At 54.1% G+C, this 14,352-nt stretch carries 29 protein-coding genes; 13 read left to right on the top strand and 16 right to left on the bottom strand.

Annotated features, from left to right (window positions below; all coding sequences use genetic code 11):
* The 8 genes from Q0Z69_RS02560 to Q0Z69_RS16830 all read right to left on the bottom strand — a co-directional run bounded on the left by Q0Z69_RS02560 (position 1) and on the right by Q0Z69_RS16830 (position 2,228).
* Positions 1–402: a sigma-70 family RNA polymerase sigma factor gene (locus Q0Z69_RS02560; RefSeq protein ID WP_298029596.1), complete on the bottom strand. Its 402-nt coding sequence runs from the start codon at positions 400–402 to the stop codon at positions 1–3.
* Positions 403–408: 6 nt separating this feature from the next.
* The gene (locus Q0Z69_RS02565; RefSeq protein ID WP_298029598.1) at positions 409–648 is read right to left on the bottom strand and encodes a sigma factor; all 240 of its coding nucleotides are present in this window, start codon (positions 646–648) and stop codon (positions 409–411) included.
* 64 nt (positions 649–712) lie between these two features.
* Entirely contained in the window at positions 713–841 is a 129-nt protein-coding gene (locus tag Q0Z69_RS02570) for a hypothetical protein (RefSeq protein ID WP_298029600.1), read from the bottom strand.
* Positions 838–1,029: a hypothetical protein gene (locus Q0Z69_RS02575; protein WP_298029602.1), complete on the bottom strand. Its 192-nt coding sequence runs from the start codon at positions 1,027–1,029 to the stop codon at positions 838–840. The genes Q0Z69_RS02570 and Q0Z69_RS02575 overlap by 4 nt, the downstream gene beginning before the upstream one ends.
* A 79-nt stretch (positions 1,030–1,108) precedes the next feature.
* A complete protein-coding gene (locus Q0Z69_RS02580) occupies positions 1,109–1,483 on the bottom strand; it encodes a hypothetical protein (protein ID WP_298029604.1) in 375 nt (124 codons plus the stop codon).
* Entirely contained in the window at positions 1,480–1,668 is a 189-nt protein-coding gene (locus Q0Z69_RS02585; RefSeq protein WP_298029607.1) for a helix-turn-helix domain-containing protein, read from the bottom strand. Before Q0Z69_RS02585 ends, Q0Z69_RS02580 begins: the two co-directional genes overlap by 4 nt.
* Positions 1,669–1,709: 41 nt before the next feature.
* Positions 1,710–1,976 (bottom strand): hypothetical protein, encoded by a 267-nt coding sequence (locus Q0Z69_RS02590; protein ID WP_298029609.1) that lies wholly within the window; start codon positions 1,974–1,976, stop codon positions 1,710–1,712.
* Positions 1,977–1,994: 18 nt separating this feature from the next.
* Positions 1,995–2,228 carry a helix-turn-helix domain-containing protein gene (locus Q0Z69_RS16830; RefSeq protein ID WP_367272206.1) on the bottom strand — a complete coding sequence of 78 codons (234 nt, stop codon included), beginning with the start codon at positions 2,226–2,228 and terminating at the stop codon, positions 1,995–1,997.
* A gap of 116 nt (positions 2,229–2,344) precedes the next feature.
* On the opposite strand from Q0Z69_RS16830, the gene Q0Z69_RS02595 reads away from it, so the two are divergent.
* On the top strand, positions 2,345–2,833 hold the full coding sequence (locus tag Q0Z69_RS02595) for a helix-turn-helix domain-containing protein (RefSeq protein ID WP_298029611.1): 489 nt from the start codon (positions 2,345–2,347) through the stop codon (positions 2,831–2,833).
* Positions 2,834–2,959: 126 nt separating this feature from the next.
* Positions 2,960–4,156, top strand: coding sequence for a tyrosine-type recombinase/integrase (locus Q0Z69_RS02600; RefSeq protein ID WP_298029613.1), 1,197 nt, complete (start codon positions 2,960–2,962; stop codon positions 4,154–4,156).
* A gap of 102 nt (positions 4,157–4,258) precedes the next feature.
* On the opposite strand, the gene Q0Z69_RS02605 is transcribed toward Q0Z69_RS02600, so the two are convergent.
* Genes Q0Z69_RS02605 through Q0Z69_RS02615 form a run of 3 tightly spaced genes read right to left on the bottom strand, consistent with a single transcriptional unit; the run spans position 4,259 to position 4,963 of the window.
* Positions 4,259–4,510 carry a type II toxin-antitoxin system RelE/ParE family toxin gene (locus tag Q0Z69_RS02605; protein ID WP_298029616.1) on the bottom strand — a complete coding sequence of 84 codons (252 nt, stop codon included), beginning with the start codon at positions 4,508–4,510 and terminating at the stop codon, positions 4,259–4,261.
* A complete protein-coding gene (locus Q0Z69_RS02610) occupies positions 4,510–4,725 on the bottom strand; it encodes a hypothetical protein (protein WP_298029618.1) in 216 nt (71 codons plus the stop codon). The genes Q0Z69_RS02605 and Q0Z69_RS02610 overlap by 1 nt, the downstream gene beginning before the upstream one ends.
* Before the next feature lie 16 nt (positions 4,726–4,741).
* Entirely contained in the window at positions 4,742–4,963 is a 222-nt protein-coding gene (locus Q0Z69_RS02615) for an ABC transporter ATP-binding protein (RefSeq protein ID WP_367272208.1), read from the bottom strand.
* A 329-nt stretch (positions 4,964–5,292) separates the two neighbouring features.
* On the opposite strand from Q0Z69_RS02615, the gene Q0Z69_RS02620 reads away from it, so the two are divergent.
* Together Q0Z69_RS02620 and Q0Z69_RS02625 are read left to right on the top strand one after the other, a co-directional pair.
* The gene (locus Q0Z69_RS02620) at positions 5,293–5,562 is read left to right on the top strand and encodes a hypothetical protein (protein WP_298029620.1); all 270 of its coding nucleotides are present in this window, start codon (positions 5,293–5,295) and stop codon (positions 5,560–5,562) included.
* A gap of 567 nt (positions 5,563–6,129) precedes the next feature.
* Complete coding sequence (locus tag Q0Z69_RS02625) at positions 6,130–6,390, top strand: helix-turn-helix transcriptional regulator (protein ID WP_298029622.1); 261 nt, start codon at positions 6,130–6,132, stop codon at positions 6,388–6,390.
* 311 nt (positions 6,391–6,701) lie between these two features.
* Here Q0Z69_RS02625 and Q0Z69_RS02630 read toward each other — a convergent pair whose 3' ends face one another.
* Entirely contained in the window at positions 6,702–6,926 is a 225-nt protein-coding gene (locus Q0Z69_RS02630; protein WP_298029624.1) for a helix-turn-helix transcriptional regulator, read from the bottom strand.
* 451 nt (positions 6,927–7,377) lie between these two features.
* Between Q0Z69_RS02630 and Q0Z69_RS02635 the strand changes: the two genes are divergently transcribed.
* Genes Q0Z69_RS02635 through Q0Z69_RS02650 form a run of 4 tightly spaced genes read left to right on the top strand, consistent with a single transcriptional unit; the run spans position 7,378 to position 8,739 of the window.
* Entirely contained in the window at positions 7,378–7,995 is a 618-nt protein-coding gene (locus tag Q0Z69_RS02635) for a hypothetical protein (protein ID WP_298029626.1), read from the top strand.
* A 46-nt stretch (positions 7,996–8,041) separates the two neighbouring features.
* Positions 8,042–8,245: a hypothetical protein gene (locus Q0Z69_RS02640; RefSeq protein WP_298029628.1), complete on the top strand. Its 204-nt coding sequence runs from the start codon at positions 8,042–8,044 to the stop codon at positions 8,243–8,245.
* 58 nt (positions 8,246–8,303) lie between these two features.
* The gene (locus Q0Z69_RS02645) at positions 8,304–8,540 is read left to right on the top strand and encodes a hypothetical protein (protein ID WP_298029630.1); all 237 of its coding nucleotides are present in this window, start codon (positions 8,304–8,306) and stop codon (positions 8,538–8,540) included.
* Between the two features lie 34 nt (positions 8,541–8,574).
* Positions 8,575–8,739 (top strand): hypothetical protein, encoded by a 165-nt coding sequence (locus Q0Z69_RS02650; RefSeq protein ID WP_298029632.1) that lies wholly within the window; start codon positions 8,575–8,577, stop codon positions 8,737–8,739.
* Between the two features lie 21 nt (positions 8,740–8,760).
* On the opposite strand, the gene Q0Z69_RS02655 is transcribed toward Q0Z69_RS02650, so the two are convergent.
* Positions 8,761–8,967 (bottom strand): helix-turn-helix transcriptional regulator, encoded by a 207-nt coding sequence (locus Q0Z69_RS02655; RefSeq protein ID WP_298029635.1) that lies wholly within the window; start codon positions 8,965–8,967, stop codon positions 8,761–8,763.
* Positions 8,968–9,140: 173 nt separating this feature from the next.
* On the opposite strand from Q0Z69_RS02655, the gene Q0Z69_RS02660 reads away from it, so the two are divergent.
* From Q0Z69_RS02660 to Q0Z69_RS02680, 5 genes are all read left to right on the top strand, one after another.
* Positions 9,141–9,725, top strand: a complete 585-nt coding sequence (locus Q0Z69_RS02660) for a hypothetical protein (RefSeq protein WP_298029637.1) — start codon at positions 9,141–9,143, stop codon at positions 9,723–9,725.
* 16 nt (positions 9,726–9,741) lie between these two features.
* Positions 9,742–10,014, top strand: a complete 273-nt coding sequence (locus Q0Z69_RS02665; protein ID WP_298029639.1) for a hypothetical protein — start codon at positions 9,742–9,744, stop codon at positions 10,012–10,014.
* 57 nt (positions 10,015–10,071) lie between these two features.
* Positions 10,072–10,503 (top strand): hypothetical protein, encoded by a 432-nt coding sequence (locus tag Q0Z69_RS02670; protein WP_298029641.1) that lies wholly within the window; start codon positions 10,072–10,074, stop codon positions 10,501–10,503.
* Positions 10,504–10,550: 47 nt separating this feature from the next.
* Positions 10,551–10,958, top strand: coding sequence for a hypothetical protein (locus tag Q0Z69_RS02675; RefSeq protein ID WP_298029643.1), 408 nt, complete (start codon positions 10,551–10,553; stop codon positions 10,956–10,958).
* 108 nt (positions 10,959–11,066) lie between these two features.
* The gene (locus Q0Z69_RS02680) at positions 11,067–11,273 is read left to right on the top strand and encodes a hypothetical protein (protein ID WP_298029645.1); all 207 of its coding nucleotides are present in this window, start codon (positions 11,067–11,069) and stop codon (positions 11,271–11,273) included.
* A gap of 893 nt (positions 11,274–12,166) precedes the next feature.
* On the opposite strand, the gene Q0Z69_RS02685 is transcribed toward Q0Z69_RS02680, so the two are convergent.
* The 3 genes from Q0Z69_RS02685 to Q0Z69_RS02695 are packed head-to-tail and all read right to left on the bottom strand — an operon-like array spanning position 12,167 to position 14,344.
* Complete coding sequence (locus tag Q0Z69_RS02685) at positions 12,167–13,624, bottom strand: phage tail tip lysozyme (RefSeq protein WP_298029647.1); 1,458 nt, start codon at positions 13,622–13,624, stop codon at positions 12,167–12,169.
* A 14-nt stretch (positions 13,625–13,638) separates the two neighbouring features.
* Entirely contained in the window at positions 13,639–14,040 is a 402-nt protein-coding gene (locus Q0Z69_RS02690; RefSeq protein ID WP_298029649.1) for a hypothetical protein, read from the bottom strand.
* Positions 14,027–14,344, bottom strand: coding sequence for a hypothetical protein (locus Q0Z69_RS02695; protein ID WP_298029651.1), 318 nt, complete (start codon positions 14,342–14,344; stop codon positions 14,027–14,029). Before Q0Z69_RS02695 ends, Q0Z69_RS02690 begins: the two co-directional genes overlap by 14 nt.
* Positions 14,345–14,352: the final 8 nt, after the last annotated feature.

Below are 14,352 nucleotides of genomic sequence, written 5' to 3' on the forward strand. Positions count from 1 at the left end.
TCATTGACATATAAACTCCCGCAGCCGTCCGGCTGTGTCCATCTTTCGCAGCCGCTTTAACGCACTGGCTGTCTTGTTGGCGATTGCCTGATGTGATATACCCTCCTCCGCCGCAATCTGCTTCATTCTTTTCCCCCACCAGTATCTCATCTTTAGAATCCGCCGCCAGTCGGTTGGCAGCTTCTCCAGCGCGTCCACCAGGGCAGTGCATAGCTGTTCGCGCCATATCTCTTCTTCTGCATCCTCTAGGCCCGTATCAGGCCCCGGCAGCACATCCGCCAGGGTGTCCCCTCCTGGCTCTCCGATGGGCTGTGAGAGGCTTACCGCCCATTGCAGCGGTTCCCGGTAGTCCCGTACCCTGCGAACGCCCAGGGCCTCATTAAAGGCGGTTTTCAGGTGCAAATCCAGTCATCCCAGGAAGGTCATGCGCCCGCCGCGCTGGTAGGTTTCCACCGCCCGCAGAAATGCGATAAAACCTTCTTGTATCAGGTCCTCCATCTCCACGGAACAAAGTGCCCCTCCGGTCTGGGATGCCCGCACGCGGCGGCGGGCCTGTTTTACCACAAATGGCTTCACGCTGTCCCACATCTCCGGCAAATGTTCCCGGTTTCCGCTCTGAATTTCCTCCAAAAAAGCCTCGTTTACCATGCGTTGCCCTCGCCCCCGTAAAAGCACGTTTAGCCCTGCCGTCTCCGGCAAGGCTAATTCGTGCTTATTTTTTCGTGGTTTCCTCCTGCTGCGGTCCGCTTTCCGCCTGAAGAATGGCTGCGATCAGGAGCATATCCCGCCGCTGTCTCTCCGTCAGCATGGCGGCCAGCCGTCGCGCCTGTGCTTCACTCATGCACATACTTCTTTTTCTTCCGCATCATGGAGCATAGCGTCCAACTCTTCCGCCTCCGTTTCCGCCTTACTCAGCATAGACGATATGACGTGCAGCAGCACCTGGACATTTCCGGCGTTGTGATTGATAAGGGCTTGCAATTCTCCGTACCGCCCATCTTGGAAGTGATACTCCACATAGGTTTCCACGCCCTGGAGGACGGCCTTGCCTTGGAAACCTCCGCCGCAACATCGGACAACTTATTGTAAATACTGGTTTCCGCTCCGCTCATGCTTTTGCATCTCCTTTTTGACTTTCCGCAGCGGCGGAGGTCTCAATTCCCGCGGCAATTTCCGCCGCTGCCGTCAGAACGTCCGCCGCAAAAGACTGGCCTAGCGCACGGGCAACATTCTCCCAGTCCTGCCCTTGCATCTGCTGCGGGCATCCCTTGCCGCCGATATAAAAGCCCCAGGGCTTTCCTGGCTCCATCTGTCGCCGGAACACTTCGACGCCTCTAGGGTCAAACGGGACAAAGTTTGCAAAGGAAACCGCCACGTCATCATAGGCAAAGATAAGCCGGTCTTGCTTCATGGCATAGCGGGACAGCTCAATCATTCGCGTTTCTACGAAATCCCGCCCGTACTCTGTCAGTTCTGCCATCACACCGCCGCCCCCTCTCCTGTGGCCTGTTTAAGTACCCAGGCCCGCAGGCCCTCCACAGAAATGATAGTGCGGTTCCCGGTTTTGAAGGCCGGGAAATCCGCCCGCCGCGTGAGCTGATAGACGCTTTTGGGGCACATCCCCAGCATCTCCGCCGCCTCTGGGACTGAAATTGCTATCTTTTCCATGTTTTACATCCTTTCTATAAGCTTCCGCCGCGCGGCGGAGGTCATTTTGCACATTCTGTCATGAGCCGGACAGCCACCCGGAAGCCGTTCAGAAAGCCCAGTTCCTCCCGAGCAGATTCCAGCTCCGTCATCATGTCCAGCAGTGCCGCCCGCTCCGGGGCATATGACCCGTCATCCAGACCCAGGGCCTTTTCCAGAGCATCCACCGCCGCCTTTGTCCGGTCGTTCTCATCTCTGCAAATCTCCTCAATGGACGGATTTACAAAGCCCTTGCTGCTGTCCCTGATTGCCTCGATCACGCTTTTCATGTTTCCGCTCCTTTCTGGTTATGTGTCCAAATCGGACACAAGGTCACCAACTGAACATCCTAACGCCTTTGCAATATGGGCAATACGCGAAATCGGAGGATGCCGTTTCCCTGCTTCATATTGTGAAATTGCGTTCTGGGAAACAGATAATTTCCCAGCTAAATCCGCCTGTGTCAAGCCATTGTCAATTCTATACTGTCTCAAATATTCTCCAAACACTTGAACAACTCCTTTTATTGCGGAATATCTCATTTTGTTCTTGACAGGAACATTTTAACATGATAAAATTCCACTGTCAAGAACATTTTCAAATCATATTGCTATTTTGTTCCTAACAGGATACAATGCCACAAAGGATGGTGGTGTATATGCTAGGTGAAAACATTCGAAAATCCCGAAAAAAAGCTTCAATAACTCAGGAACAATTAGCCAAAATGATAGGAGTCAAACGTTCTGTGATATCAAAATACGAAAACGGAATGGTAGACCCCTCTTTTTCACAGCTTCAGCGTATTGCGGATTCTCTTGGTATCAATATTACCGAACTTGTTGATATCAATGACGTTAGTCCTTCTCTTAACGCCGCAATTCCCCTAGTTAATAAAGCCAAAGAAATTTCTAAAAGGTCTCGTGCCGGAGGCGCAATTATTCTTTCAGATGAAGATAAATCTGCTCTAACAGAACTTGCTGCACTTCTTGGAAAGGTTCCTGACGAAATTTCAAACAACAAAATAATATCTGATGAGTTAAAACACGAATATGACAATCTCTTTGACGCGCTAAATCTTCATGGTAAGGCTTTGGCCGTTACAATAGTTGCCGCCTTAGCAAGTGATCCAAATTTGCAAGGAGAATAAGAAAACCGCCCCGGCGCTACCAACACCGGGACGGCAAGCATAACCAGACACCCACACGCTAATATAGGCCCTGTATGCCTTTTTATCATAGCACACCGGGCCGCAAAAAGAAAGGAGTTTTTTCACATGGCAAGGCGGTCCGCAAATGGAACCGGCACGATCAGAAAGAAAACCGTCACACGCGGCGGAAAGAAATACGAATACTGGGAGGCCCGTTATACAGAGGGGGCAGACCCAGGCACCGGCAAGCAGGTGCAGCGCTCCATCACTGGCAAGACGCAGAAGGAGGTAGCCCAGAAGCTGAAGGCGGCAACTGCCGCCATTGACAGCGGCACCTATACCGCCCCCAGCAAGCAGACAGTGGGCCAATGGCTAGATGCCTGGATAGAAACCTACTGCGGCAGCATCAAGCCCCGTACTCTGGAAATCTACAAAACGGATATTCGAGTACACATCAAGCCCGCCCTGGGCGCTGTCCGTCTGGAGGCCCTTACCACACAGATGATACAGAGCTTTTATAACGACCTGGGCAAGCCCGCAAAAGAACGCCCGGAGGGGCTTTCCCCTAAGACGGTAAAAAATATCCACGGTGTCCTTCACAAGGCATTGCAGCAGGCCGTTTTGATTGGTTCCCTGCGCTTCAATCCCACGGAGGCCTGCACGCTCCCACGCCAGGAGAAACGGGAGCTTGCGCCCCTGGATGATGAGCAAATAACCGCCTTTCTGGCCGCTATCCAGGATTCCCCGTTGAAAACGCTCCTGACGGTCACGCTGTTTACAGGCATGAGGGAAGGTGAAATTCTGGGCCTGATGTGGGATTGTGTGGACTTCAACGCCGGGACGATCACCATCAACAAGCAGCTCCAGCGATACCGGGAATCCGGCGGCGGTGTTTACCGCCTATCTGTCCCCAAGAACAGCAAGGGCCGCACGATCACCCCCGCCGCATCCGTCATGGCCCTCCTGAAGCAGCACAGGGCCATCCAGGCGGCCCAGCGGCTCCGTGCCGGGAGGCTCTGGGAGGATAGCGGCTTTGCGTTCACGGACGAGCTGGGCCACCACTTGACAAACTCCATCGTATACCGTGCTTTCAAACGCGCGGCGGCGGAGATCGGCAGGCCGGACGCCCGTTTTCACGATCTGCGCCACTCCTACGCCGTGGCCTCCATCCGCTCCGGGGACGATATCAAGACAGTGCAGGAGAATCTAGGGCACGCCACAGCCTCCTTCACTCTGGACGTTTACGGCCACGTGACAAAGCAAATGAAGCAGGCCAGCGCGGGCCGCATGGAGGCATATATCAAAAGCGTTTCCAGCAAATAGACAGTGCCGCCCCTGTGCCCGAATCGGGCACAAGGGCGGCTTTCGTGTATTTCTCCAGGCGGCGATAAAAAGAAGCACCGGACAGATTGTCCGGCGCTCTTGTCAATATCGGTTATATATCTGTCCTCTGTTTCCGGCGTCAATGACGTATACGATCAACTCTCCACTGTCCACCGTGTAGATAATGCGGTATTCCCCCACACGCAGGCGGAGCAGCCCCGCATGGCCTTTCAGCTGCTTGATATCCTCACCGTTCGGCAGCTGCTCAATGGCCGCGACAACCCGCCTTTTTTCATTCACGGGCAGTTTGTCAATAAACTTTTTGGCTTTCTTCTTAACGATGATCCGGTACATCAGTCAAGCCCCCACGCCTTTTTGCACTCTTCCAGAGAATAGCTCTCATCCTTTTCCGGGTCAGGGTCATTTTCATAGTTTTCAATCATCCGTTCGCAAAAGGCGTCATCCGCCTCTTCATCGGCGGTGATGCCCTGCACATAGGCCAGCACATAGCCCATCTTGTATTCTGGCACGTTATCCAGTAATTCAATGATTCTCTCACGGTTGCTCATATGGCTTTCCTCCTTTTTACTGGCCCTCTGCTGGCCGCTGCGCGGTGCTGTCCCGCTGCATGGTCTCCATAATCGCTCGGTTGATAAAGGCGTTCACGCTCTCTCCCTGGGCTGCTGCGTGGGCTTTTATGATGTCCTTATGACCTTTCATGTTGAACGTTACAAGCACACGATCATATTTTTCTTTCACATATTTATTAACAGCTTTCTGCTGCGCTTTTGACACCGGCATACCCATGCTTCCTTTCCTGGGGAGGTTTGATTTTAGTATGCACCTCTTCCATTATAGCCTTATTATACCCAAAAATATATTTATATCAATATATAAAATGCACAATCTATTTATATAAATATTGTCTATTTTGCCTATTGATATATTTATATAAATATAGTAATATATAATCACAGTAAGGGAACAGAGAGCTGCGACGGACGGACCGGGGACGAGCCGGGTATTCCCTCTACAATCTCTCTGATACCGAACAAGGGCGGGCCTGCTTAGTGAAGGCCGGGGACGTTCCGGAGAGCACCAAACCAGCCGCCAGACGAAACAAGGAGGAAAACAGTATGAGCATCAACGAACTGGAAGCCAAGGCGCGGGAGCTGCGCCAGCTCCAAGCCCTGATTGACGAAGCCCAGGCAGAGGCCGAGGCCCTGAAAGACGCCATCAAGGCCGCTATGGGAGATCAGGACAGCATCCAGGCCGGGGAGTACCGTATCACCTGGAAGCCCGTCACTTCCGTCAGAATCGACACGGCGGCCCTGCGAAAAGCCCTGCCGGACGTAGCGGCGCACTTTACCAAGAAGATCACCGCCCGCCGCTTCTGCGTGGCGTGAGATATGCACCGCCAGGCGGCGGAGGCCCCCGCCCCTCCGGGCCTGCTGCGGTCCTTGTGCCCGATTCGGGCACAGGGCCGCTTTTGCTTTTCCTGGATTGCCAAGGAAATCCGTAAGCGACTGCGGATTTGACGCTGAAAATACCCTTCCAAAAGCTGAAAAGGGAAAAAATAAGGGAAAACAATCCTCAAAGTAGCAAGAAAAAACCTTGTAGTCATTGAAACTACAAGGCTTTCTTGTGGAGCTGCTGGGCGGATTCGAACCGCCGACCTCATCCTTACCAACTGTCTTGGCTATATTTTTTGTATTTTAGTGAACTTCCAAAACCCTTGTGTATCAAGGGCTTGGAGGTTTTTGCTTTTTGTGTACCTTCTTCAATTTTGCCTGTTTTAGCGTCCTCGGACGCTAAACGGACGCTAAAACCAGCCGTTCAAAATCTCAATATTCGCGGGCCGCCCCGCAGGGGAAAAGGCGTCAAAAATTATTGTATCGAAATTCGATATTTTGTAACAATTCCAAGCGAAACGGTAAAATTATCGTTATACTGTATCGCAAAGGAGAACGGCTATGATTAGGATTTTACTGTCAACCCGACTTGGCGAACGACGGTTGACGCAGGCAGACCTTTCCCGTATGACCGGGATACGAAAGAACACAATCAGTGAGCTTTACAACGAAATGGCTACACGGGTCAGTCTGGACCATCTGGATTTGATATGTGAAGCCCTCAACTGTGAGCTTACTGATCTGCTGGAGCTGGTCCCCAACAGTGCGCCCCGAACTAAAACCCGGAGGGGCGACCCAAAGTCTGATAAGGCTAAAGAGTAACCGTACTTCCTTGCGCCCGGACGTTCCAACGTCCGGGTTTTTTTATGCCCTGTGACAGTTGTGACAGCTTTTTCGCGCGCGTATACATACGGGCGCATTAAGCGCATTAAACGGTATTTTTCTCTTTAATCCGTATATTTCATAATAGGTACTGTCACAACTGTCACAAGCCCTTAAAATTCGCTTCAAAACCTTGAGGTGCAAGCATTTTTCGTGTGACAATGGACTGTCACAAGGTTGTCACCACAGTCACAGGTTTGTGACAGTTGTGACACAAGTGACAGTCTGATTTTGCAGCTTCTGTCACAGCCTTATGAAGTCGGGGAGTTATCCCCGGCTTCTTTTATATACTCCATGATGTCTCCAGGCTGGCAGTCCATAATTTCGCATAAGCGAATAATGGTGGACGTGTTTACGTCACTGTTTTTTACAAGGCGGTCTACGATAGTAGGTGAGATACCTAGTTTCCGCAGATCATATTTCTTGATTTTCTTACTGTCCATCAGTTCAAAAAGTTTCCTATAAGATATCGGCATGGCATACACCCCCTTATTGGGTATTGTATCGAATTATGTACAAAATGTCAAGCGCACGACGTACATAAAAGTGTACAAAATATATTGTACATTTTTGTGTACAGTATCAATTGTATTTTTGTATCGTATAGTGTACAATAATAACTGTCAGGAGGGAAAACCACAGGAAATCCCGAACGACAAAAAAATCCGCCGCCCCGGTGAGGCAACACCGGAACGGCAGAAAGGAGGGCAACATGAGGCACTTCAACGGCTTGTGGTGGTACAAAGGCCAGTCCTACGCCACCCTCCATGACGCTCTGCTGAGCGTCTGGCCGAAGTCCTGCGAGAAGGCTTCGTAAAACCCGCACCCCGGGGGCCCGGCCCAAAGCCGGGTCCCCACCGGGGGACACATACAGTGTAGCACTCCCCGGACACAATTTCAAGACAAAAATACGGGAGGTTTTTCAAAATGATGATGTCTGAGTTCATCGAGCGCACCGGCTTCCTGCCCATGGCCTTTGAGTATGAGAAGATTGAGGAAGCCTATTACAATTTCGACGGTGACAAGGATGCCTTCTGCCGGGCCTTTGTAAAGGCTGGCGGCGAGAAAAAGGTCTACCAGGCCCGCGCCCTTGAGATCGAGCGGTTGAACAGCCGAATCCTGGAGCTGGACCGCGCCTGCAAGCGGGACGGTGAAGTATATGAAAAGCGGCTGGCGTTTCTCCAAGCCGAGCTTGACCGGGAGCTGGAGTGGAAGCCCTATGAGTTCACGCAGAACATTTCCCAGGCGCAATATACGGAGCTGGCGGAGAGTGTTCCCGGCGGGGCCGCGCACTACATGACCGACGATGAAGCTCTGGACTGGGTTTGCGGGGAGTTCGGATTTGACCGCAGCCAAGTTACCATCCTCCATGAAATCAATGAGCAGGAGATCAACCGCCACAACCAATGCCGCGCCAGTGGCCGGAAGATCGACCGTCGCCCCATCTACTGCGCCACGGATTATCACTACATCCGCTTCAACGTCGGCCGCGGGGGATGGCAGTGGGAAGCCTGGAATGGCCAGATCCGCCCGTTCTACGATTGATACACAGCCCGCCCCGGAGGTCACGAGGGCAGAGAGGTGAAAAACTATGAAGCTGAAGTATATCAAAGAGACGGCCAACGGCACCGGCGGCCGGCCGTACACCCGGACCGAGATCACCAGGGCGGAGGCTCTGGAATACGTCACCGCCGAGGACCTGGCAACTATGGAGAAGAACGTCCGGCGGGCCCCCGGAATCGGGGAGCTGCTGGAGGTGGGGCCCGGCACCTACGTCGGCGTGGACTCCCACTGAAAAAATAACTGATACACCGCCCGCCCCGGAGGCCACGAGGGCAGAAAGGAATCTGAGGATGAAATTTACAAAGAAACGTGGTTACGACGGCACTATCCGCAAGGTATGGAGCGACGATAAAGAAGTATGTTTTGGTGTCGTTGGAACTGTTGGGGACTTTTTGAAAGAGGGTATTCTTGAGTATTGCGACTATTCTCCGGATACCTGGTGCTATCTTCCGGCCCCTGGCGTACTCCAGCATCCCCGATTCGGGAAAACCCGTGAAGCTGCCCTGGAGAATCTTCCCAAGGTCTAATCAGGAATAGGGCGTTTTGAGGAGGCACAAGGCTATGACAAGAGATGATTACTACCGGATTCTCAAAGAAAAGCATGCTAAAACCGATTGGAACAACCTCAAAAGCATCAAAGAATATAACCGTTTCCGCCGGATGCTTCAAAAGCTGCTGGATGATGGGGACTCGCCTCAGAAATCACGGGAGCAGATCCAGTCCTGACGGGGAAAGCGCCGCAGGACATCAACCCTGCGGCGCTTTAATCTCTATGACAGCCTCTATGGGGCATCCGAGATCGGTACAGATACGGTCCAGAACCTCCAAGGCCACATATTCATTTCTCCCCAGCTTCGCCAGCGTTGCTGTCGAAACGGTTCCCCTTTTAACCAAATCCATCTTTTTCAGGTCAAGGGTCAACAGAGTATGCCAAAGGGGTTTATAGCTGACCATGTAACCACCTCCTGTAAATCGTATGATACCACATTAGTTTTAACTTGTCAAAACTTTTTTTAGATTTTTTGAAAAAAACCATTGACAAGTTAAAAGGGCTATGGTACATTATCATTACAGCGAACGCAAAACAAATTTTTAACTACTTAAAACTTATATAGGAGGCCGCAAAAATGAAGTACATCGACATCAACAGGAAGTTCACCGAGCGGGTCAACCAGTATCTTGCCAGCGGGTACATCTTCAACTCCGCCAGCATGAGGGGCAGCCAGGGTGAGCGCGCTCACATCGACCTCACCAACGGGACCGAGATCATCCGCATTCTGGTGACTGATTTCTCCGCGTGGACCGACACGGACCACCTGGAGGGCGTCGAGGTCATTGCCGGCCGGGTCCCCAGCAACACCGTTCCCCACGTCGAGGATGATTACAATACCATCTGGAACCAAGAGCTTGAAATCCTCAGCCGCGACCGTTTCTACGTCCTGGGCGAGAGCCGCAAGAGCGGCAAGTTCTACGGGACCGAAGAAGAGGCTCTCGCCGCCAGCAAGACCCGCATTGAGCATTGGGTCCGTAAGGCCCGCAGCAACGCCCCCTCCGAGCTTCCTCTCACCGCCGAGCGCATGAAAATTGCCAAGCACATCATCCGTAACCGGCTCGGCGTCAAGCGCCGTATCAACGAGGCCGACGTGAGGGTTTGCAAGTCCAGCAGGGGCTACACCGTAAGCTACAAAGCCAAGGCCTGTCACCTTGGTTAAGAAAGGAGAGCTGCCCATGAGCAACTACAAGGAAATCCGCCGCCTGTCCGCCTACGACCTCCGGGCCCTCTGCATTACCCAAAATTGGTACACCAGAGGCACCCAGCAAGAGTACAGCCACCTGCTGTACGACCTCGCCGCTCACAAGTCCCACCTAACCACTCAGGATATCATCGAGATTGCCCAGGATATCCTCACTCACAGCGAACTCCCCGACGGCTATGATGCGGGAGCTATCGCTTGGGAAGTCAACCGCGTTTGCAATGTCTGCTTCATCCAGGAGCAGTAAACCACAAATCATCATACAGCCTGTCCTACCGGGCCAACGGGGAGAAAGGAAAACATCATGACTAAGACTGAGTACACCACCGCTATCGCCACCAACCAGACCGCGATTGCCGCCCTCCGCGCCGACCTCCACAAGCTCCGCAGCATCGAGAAGCTGTCCAAGCACTTCGCCGATCTGGAGCTGGTGAACTCCGACACCCTGACCGCTACCATCACCGCGAAGAAGGGCGAGCTGAACAAGCTCCGCGCCGAGCTGAGCAAGGCCCGCCGCATCGTCAAGCGCATGAGCGAGATCGAGGACATCGAGGCGGGCAAGACCACCGAGAAGAAGGCCAAGAAGGCCACCGGCGGGAAGAAGGCCGAGGCCCCCGCCGCCAAACCCGCTGACCCCAAGAATCCGGCCGAGAAGAAGGCCACCGCCAAGAAGTCCACGGCGAAGGCCAAGCAGACCGCCGGCAGCGCGGAGGCCAAGGAAGCTCCCGCCGCCTGAATCCAAACACCTGACCTACCGGGTATACGGGGAGAAAGGAGCTTTTCATGTACCGTTACTACTCCGTCATGCGGCCTATTGCCCCCGGCACATTCCCCAGGACGCAGACCGTGAAGGAGGTTGTCAATTTCGACAGCCGCCGGTATATTCCGGAAATCAGCCGCGAGGCTTGGGGCTACATCGACTACGTTGGCCCGCTTACCGAGAGGCAGGCCGCAGACTATGAGCTGGTGTCGCCCGCCGTTGAGTATCGGAATCCGGAGGTAGGGCATATCGTTCAGATCCTGGTTGACCGGGACGGGGTTTCCGAGCGGGAAGCCCAGCAGATGGTTGACGCTTGCCGCCAGCGGCTTCTTAGCGAGGCCGTCCCCTCCGGGGATTCCGATTTGGCCGAAGAAATCCTGTCTGAAGAACTCGGCTTGGAGCTGGACTATTTGATGGACCTGTTGTTTTGACCCGCAAGGCCGACGGCATCCGCCGCCGCTGGTGCAAGTCCAGCCGCCCCGCCGGGGCGGGCGCTCATGGGCCACAAAACCCAAAACCACAAAACGGAGGTACACAAAATGTATACAGTATTTACCCCTGTAGAGCGCCCCGTCTGGAAGAACCACAAAATCATTGGCTACGTCACCATGTCGCGGGCCGAGGCAGACCGATTGAACGCCTCGCATGTTGCGCAGGTTTATTATGGTTTTACCGAAGAAGAACACCGCCTGTTGCAACGCGGCACGGAGGAAGAACTTGTAAAGGCCGGATTTTTAAGCTACTGACCCCAGCCCGCAAGGCCGACGGCAACCGCCGCCGCTGGTGCAAGTCCAGCCGCCCCGCCGGGGCGGGCGCTCATGGGTATACCCCACGGCCACGGGGGAGTCAATCGCCGCCCCGTTTGAAATATACCGCACCTTGAAAACCGAACACCGTTGAAGCAACTCCTCCCGGACATAAAGAAAACCCCGATGTCGGAAATCCGACATCGGGGCTGTCTGAGCTATATTTCCAAAGGCGGGGCGCCCGTTCCCAGGGCGATTCCCGCCGCCTCCCGCCCCGTGGGGCGCAGTTTAGGGCGAGGGCGGGTATTTATATTCCCGGAGCCTCCCCGCCCTCCACGGGGCGGTCACGGGCATTCCTATGAAAGTTCAAATTCCCTCTTGCGTATACTATTCTAGCTGTGCTATAATAAGCACAGCTAAGAAGCTGAGTTGAGTCCACTCGCTCACAAAAGGCAGACCCCCGGAGAGGTAGGCACTCTCCGGGGGTCAAACCTTGCTGGGGTGGGCTTACTGCTCCTTGTCATGGTCGTGCCGATCAAGCCACTTGCAGATATAGTAGGCAGCTATACCCGCTCCGACCGACACTAGGAAGCTAAGAAGGATTTCCACTCGCTCACCCCCTCTCTGCTACCAGTTTAGGGGTAGGGGCAGCGAAAATATAATAGCAGTATTCGACCAAATACGCAAGAAGAAAAGCCCCCTCGCAGGATCATTACCTGCAAGGGGGGCCCCTTTTTGGCATTTACGATGTCGCGGCGGGCCGCCCACTTCTAAGGGCGAATCCCGCCGCCTCCCGCCCCGTCTGGCGACGTTTTGGGCGGGGACGTGAATTTATATTACCGGGGCCGCCCCGCCCTCCACGGGGCTGTCAGCGCCTCCTACGGGGTCCGCCGTTATACCCTGGTGCAGTAGTCCAGACTTACCCAGCCAGCCCCGGATTTCAGTTTGCCCCATCCGGTGGAAGAGCCGGTACCCGGAGATTCCTCAACGATGGTATAAATACCGGGAGAAATGAAGCCCCTGCTGGCGTATCCCTTACCGGGGCCGCTCCGGATATAGAGGTCGCGGATACTGATTCTGACCGTGTACGGACTGAACGCAGCGACAGGGTAAATTGCCTTGCCGTTTTCGTCGAACACCGAATAGCCGGGGTGGGCATCCGCAGACCGTTTGGCGTTGTCCAGGAGGGTGTACGCCCCGATCTGGGAGCCGGCGTCGGCCCAGGTCTTTCTAACCCGGTACAGGGTATCCTTACCGGCGGGGGTGCTGCCGCCGGAGGCCCCCAGCCGCTTGTTGACCTCTGCAGCGATAGCGCCGTGCCGCTCATACAGATAGGTGCCGGGGCAGCTCTTGTTGGCATAGTCCCGATGAACGGTCATGTTACACCCATTCAGGTGCTTCATGCGCTCGTTTTTGTTCGTGGACCACACCAGTTTCTTGATCCCGTTTCGGCGGCAGATGTCGGTGACAAGGTTCAGCAGGGCGGCATACGCTTTGTCGGTGACGGCGTAGGGCTCTACCGTGTCGCTGGCTACCTCGATGGTGACAGCCCGGTTGTCGTTCTCACTGCTGGAGGTACACCAGGAGCGGTCCTTCTCTTCCGTACACAGGCCGATGTCGCCATCCTTGCCGACAACGTAATTACACGATGCCTGCCTGCTGGTTGGCAGGAATACCTCGCACCCACGTTTGGCCGTCACCTGGCCGACAAAGCAGTGGATGGTGATGGTGTCCAGCGCGTGGTTGCGGGGACTGCTCCTGTTGGGCGAAAGCATGGTGACAGTCACCAGAGGACTGTTGGTATAGCTCGGCATTTTGTTCGCACTTCCTTCCTGTTTCTTTGCGTACTTATCGTAGATGGCCTGTCCGAAGCCGGCCCGCTTGGCTTTGGCGGTTTCACCCTGATCCGCAGGGCGCTCATAGTTGAGCAGAACGGCATCCGACGCGGCCTTTACGGTATCAGTGGTTTTCAAGAGATCCAGGAGTCCCTTGTACCCGGCCAGGCTCTCCAGCAGGTAGTCGAGCTGCATTTCCAGATCACCAACAGAACGGCCGGCGGATTTTGCGTAGGCAAGGAGGGCCTGCTTCAAACTCCAAAAAGTCCACTGACACAGGCCGTATCCGGCGCCGTCGTGAATGAAATTCGTGTAGGAGCCGTTGTCTACCGCCGCCGTGTAGGTGGCGTCGGTGTACCCCAGCTTCTTTTCGTAGGTGTTCTGAAGGTTGGTGGAGGAAAAGCCGCTCTCCGCCTGGATGTTCCCCATCAGGCCAGCAGCCCCGCAGGGGGATAACCCCTTGGCAATCAGGTAGTTCCAGATTTTTTGTTCATTCGTAGTTCCCGTGAGTGGCATTTCTGCCCTCCTTCCTATCCAACGCCGCCGGGATCATCCTCCCCGGTCAGCTTTTGCTTGTACGGGTTTCCCTCGGTATCCACCCCATACTTGTTCCTGCTGTTTTTCAATCCGAACTGATAGAGGCAGTACGACAAAACGCCGCCGACCACGATTTGCAGGCTCGTGGTGGCGACGCTGGCATCCGGATAAAAGCCCCTAAATACTGCTACCCAATAGGCTACAATGGACCCCCCACCTAGAAGGACGCAGATAACGGCTAAAACCGTCGATTTCTCAATGTGGCGGCTCTTCCTCTTTGCCTTTTTACTGCGATTACCGTTCCAGGAAGCACTCTTTTCACCCACATGGTAGCCAAGTCCGAGGCAAACTATCATGCAGACGGTGAAAAGCAGTGCTACTTCAGGCCCGTTCATTGGTATTGGTTTCCGCCACGGTCAACACCGCTTTATTATTGAGCCCGAGCCGGGAGATAACTTCTTTTGTCACGGCCTCACCCAATTCCTCTGCATCTACAGGGCTGGTATCCGAAGGAGTGGGCGTAGGATCAGTCCCCTTCTGCGACTGCGTTCCGAAATAGAAGGAAATGATTACCGTGTAAACCAGCATAAAATTCTGGTCCAGATGGCCCTTGATGCTCATAGCGGCGAACACAAGGGTCAGAACGATAGTGACGATGGATTTGACCGACACCAGGCGATTGACGATCTTTTCTTTCATGGGGAATC

This window comes from uncultured Dysosmobacter sp. (assembly GCF_947631165.1).
In the GTDB taxonomy this organism is placed as follows: Bacteria; Bacillota; Clostridia; order Oscillospirales; family Oscillospiraceae; genus Oscillibacter.

Bases quoted from the DNA above. Each gene is read 5' to 3' on its own strand.
- Q0Z69_RS02660 (WP_298029637.1), top strand. From the start codon at position 9,141: ATGAAGTACATCGACATCAACAGGAAGTTCACCGAGCGGGTCAACCAG.
- Q0Z69_RS16830 (WP_367272206.1), bottom strand. From the start codon at position 2,228: ATGAGATATTCCGCAATAAAAGGAGTTGTTCAAGTGTTTGGAGAATAT.
- Q0Z69_RS02665 (WP_298029639.1), top strand. From the start codon at position 9,742: ATGAGCAACTACAAGGAAATCCGCCGCCTGTCCGCCTACGACCTCCGG.
- Q0Z69_RS02680 (WP_298029645.1), top strand. From the start codon at position 11,067: ATGTATACAGTATTTACCCCTGTAGAGCGCCCCGTCTGGAAGAACCAC.
- Q0Z69_RS02610 (WP_298029618.1), bottom strand. From the start codon at position 4,725: ATGAGCAACCGTGAGAGAATCATTGAATTACTGGATAACGTGCCAGAA.
- Q0Z69_RS02620 (WP_298029620.1), top strand. From the start codon at position 5,293: ATGAGCATCAACGAACTGGAAGCCAAGGCGCGGGAGCTGCGCCAGCTC.
- Q0Z69_RS02655 (WP_298029635.1), bottom strand. From the start codon at position 8,967: ATGGTCAGCTATAAACCCCTTTGGCATACTCTGTTGACCCTTGACCTG.
- Q0Z69_RS02585 (WP_298029607.1), bottom strand. From the start codon at position 1,668: ATGGAAAAGATAGCAATTTCAGTCCCAGAGGCGGCGGAGATGCTGGGG.
- Q0Z69_RS02675 (WP_298029643.1), top strand. From the start codon at position 10,551: ATGTACCGTTACTACTCCGTCATGCGGCCTATTGCCCCCGGCACATTC.
- Q0Z69_RS02595 (WP_298029611.1), top strand. From the start codon at position 2,345: ATGCTAGGTGAAAACATTCGAAAATCCCGAAAAAAAGCTTCAATAACT.
- Q0Z69_RS02600 (WP_298029613.1), top strand. From the start codon at position 2,960: ATGGCAAGGCGGTCCGCAAATGGAACCGGCACGATCAGAAAGAAAACC.
- Q0Z69_RS02625 (WP_298029622.1), top strand. From the start codon at position 6,130: ATGATTAGGATTTTACTGTCAACCCGACTTGGCGAACGACGGTTGACG.
- Q0Z69_RS02605 (WP_298029616.1), bottom strand. From the start codon at position 4,510: ATGTACCGGATCATCGTTAAGAAGAAAGCCAAAAAGTTTATTGACAAA.
- Q0Z69_RS02565 (WP_298029598.1), bottom strand. From the start codon at position 648: ATGGTAAACGAGGCTTTTTTGGAGGAAATTCAGAGCGGAAACCGGGAA.
- Q0Z69_RS02695 (WP_298029651.1), bottom strand. From the start codon at position 14,344: ATGAAAGAAAAGATCGTCAATCGCCTGGTGTCGGTCAAATCCATCGTC.
- Q0Z69_RS02630 (WP_298029624.1), bottom strand. From the start codon at position 6,926: ATGCCGATATCTTATAGGAAACTTTTTGAACTGATGGACAGTAAGAAA.
- Q0Z69_RS02635 (WP_298029626.1), top strand. From the start codon at position 7,378: ATGATGATGTCTGAGTTCATCGAGCGCACCGGCTTCCTGCCCATGGCC.
- Q0Z69_RS02640 (WP_298029628.1), top strand. From the start codon at position 8,042: ATGAAGCTGAAGTATATCAAAGAGACGGCCAACGGCACCGGCGGCCGG.
- Q0Z69_RS02645 (WP_298029630.1), top strand. From the start codon at position 8,304: ATGAAATTTACAAAGAAACGTGGTTACGACGGCACTATCCGCAAGGTA.
- Q0Z69_RS02650 (WP_298029632.1), top strand. From the start codon at position 8,575: ATGACAAGAGATGATTACTACCGGATTCTCAAAGAAAAGCATGCTAAA.
- Q0Z69_RS02570 (WP_298029600.1), bottom strand. From the start codon at position 841: ATGAGTGAAGCACAGGCGCGACGGCTGGCCGCCATGCTGACGGAGAGA.
- Q0Z69_RS02590 (WP_298029609.1), bottom strand. From the start codon at position 1,976: ATGAAAAGCGTGATCGAGGCAATCAGGGACAGCAGCAAGGGCTTTGTA.
- Q0Z69_RS02615 (WP_367272208.1), bottom strand. From the start codon at position 4,963: ATGGGTATGCCGGTGTCAAAAGCGCAGCAGAAAGCTGTTAATAAATAT.
- Q0Z69_RS02685 (WP_298029647.1), bottom strand. From the start codon at position 13,624: ATGCCACTCACGGGAACTACGAATGAACAAAAAATCTGGAACTACCTG.
- Q0Z69_RS02690 (WP_298029649.1), bottom strand. From the start codon at position 14,040: ATGAACGGGCCTGAAGTAGCACTGCTTTTCACCGTCTGCATGATAGTT.
- Q0Z69_RS02670 (WP_298029641.1), top strand. From the start codon at position 10,072: ATGACTAAGACTGAGTACACCACCGCTATCGCCACCAACCAGACCGCG.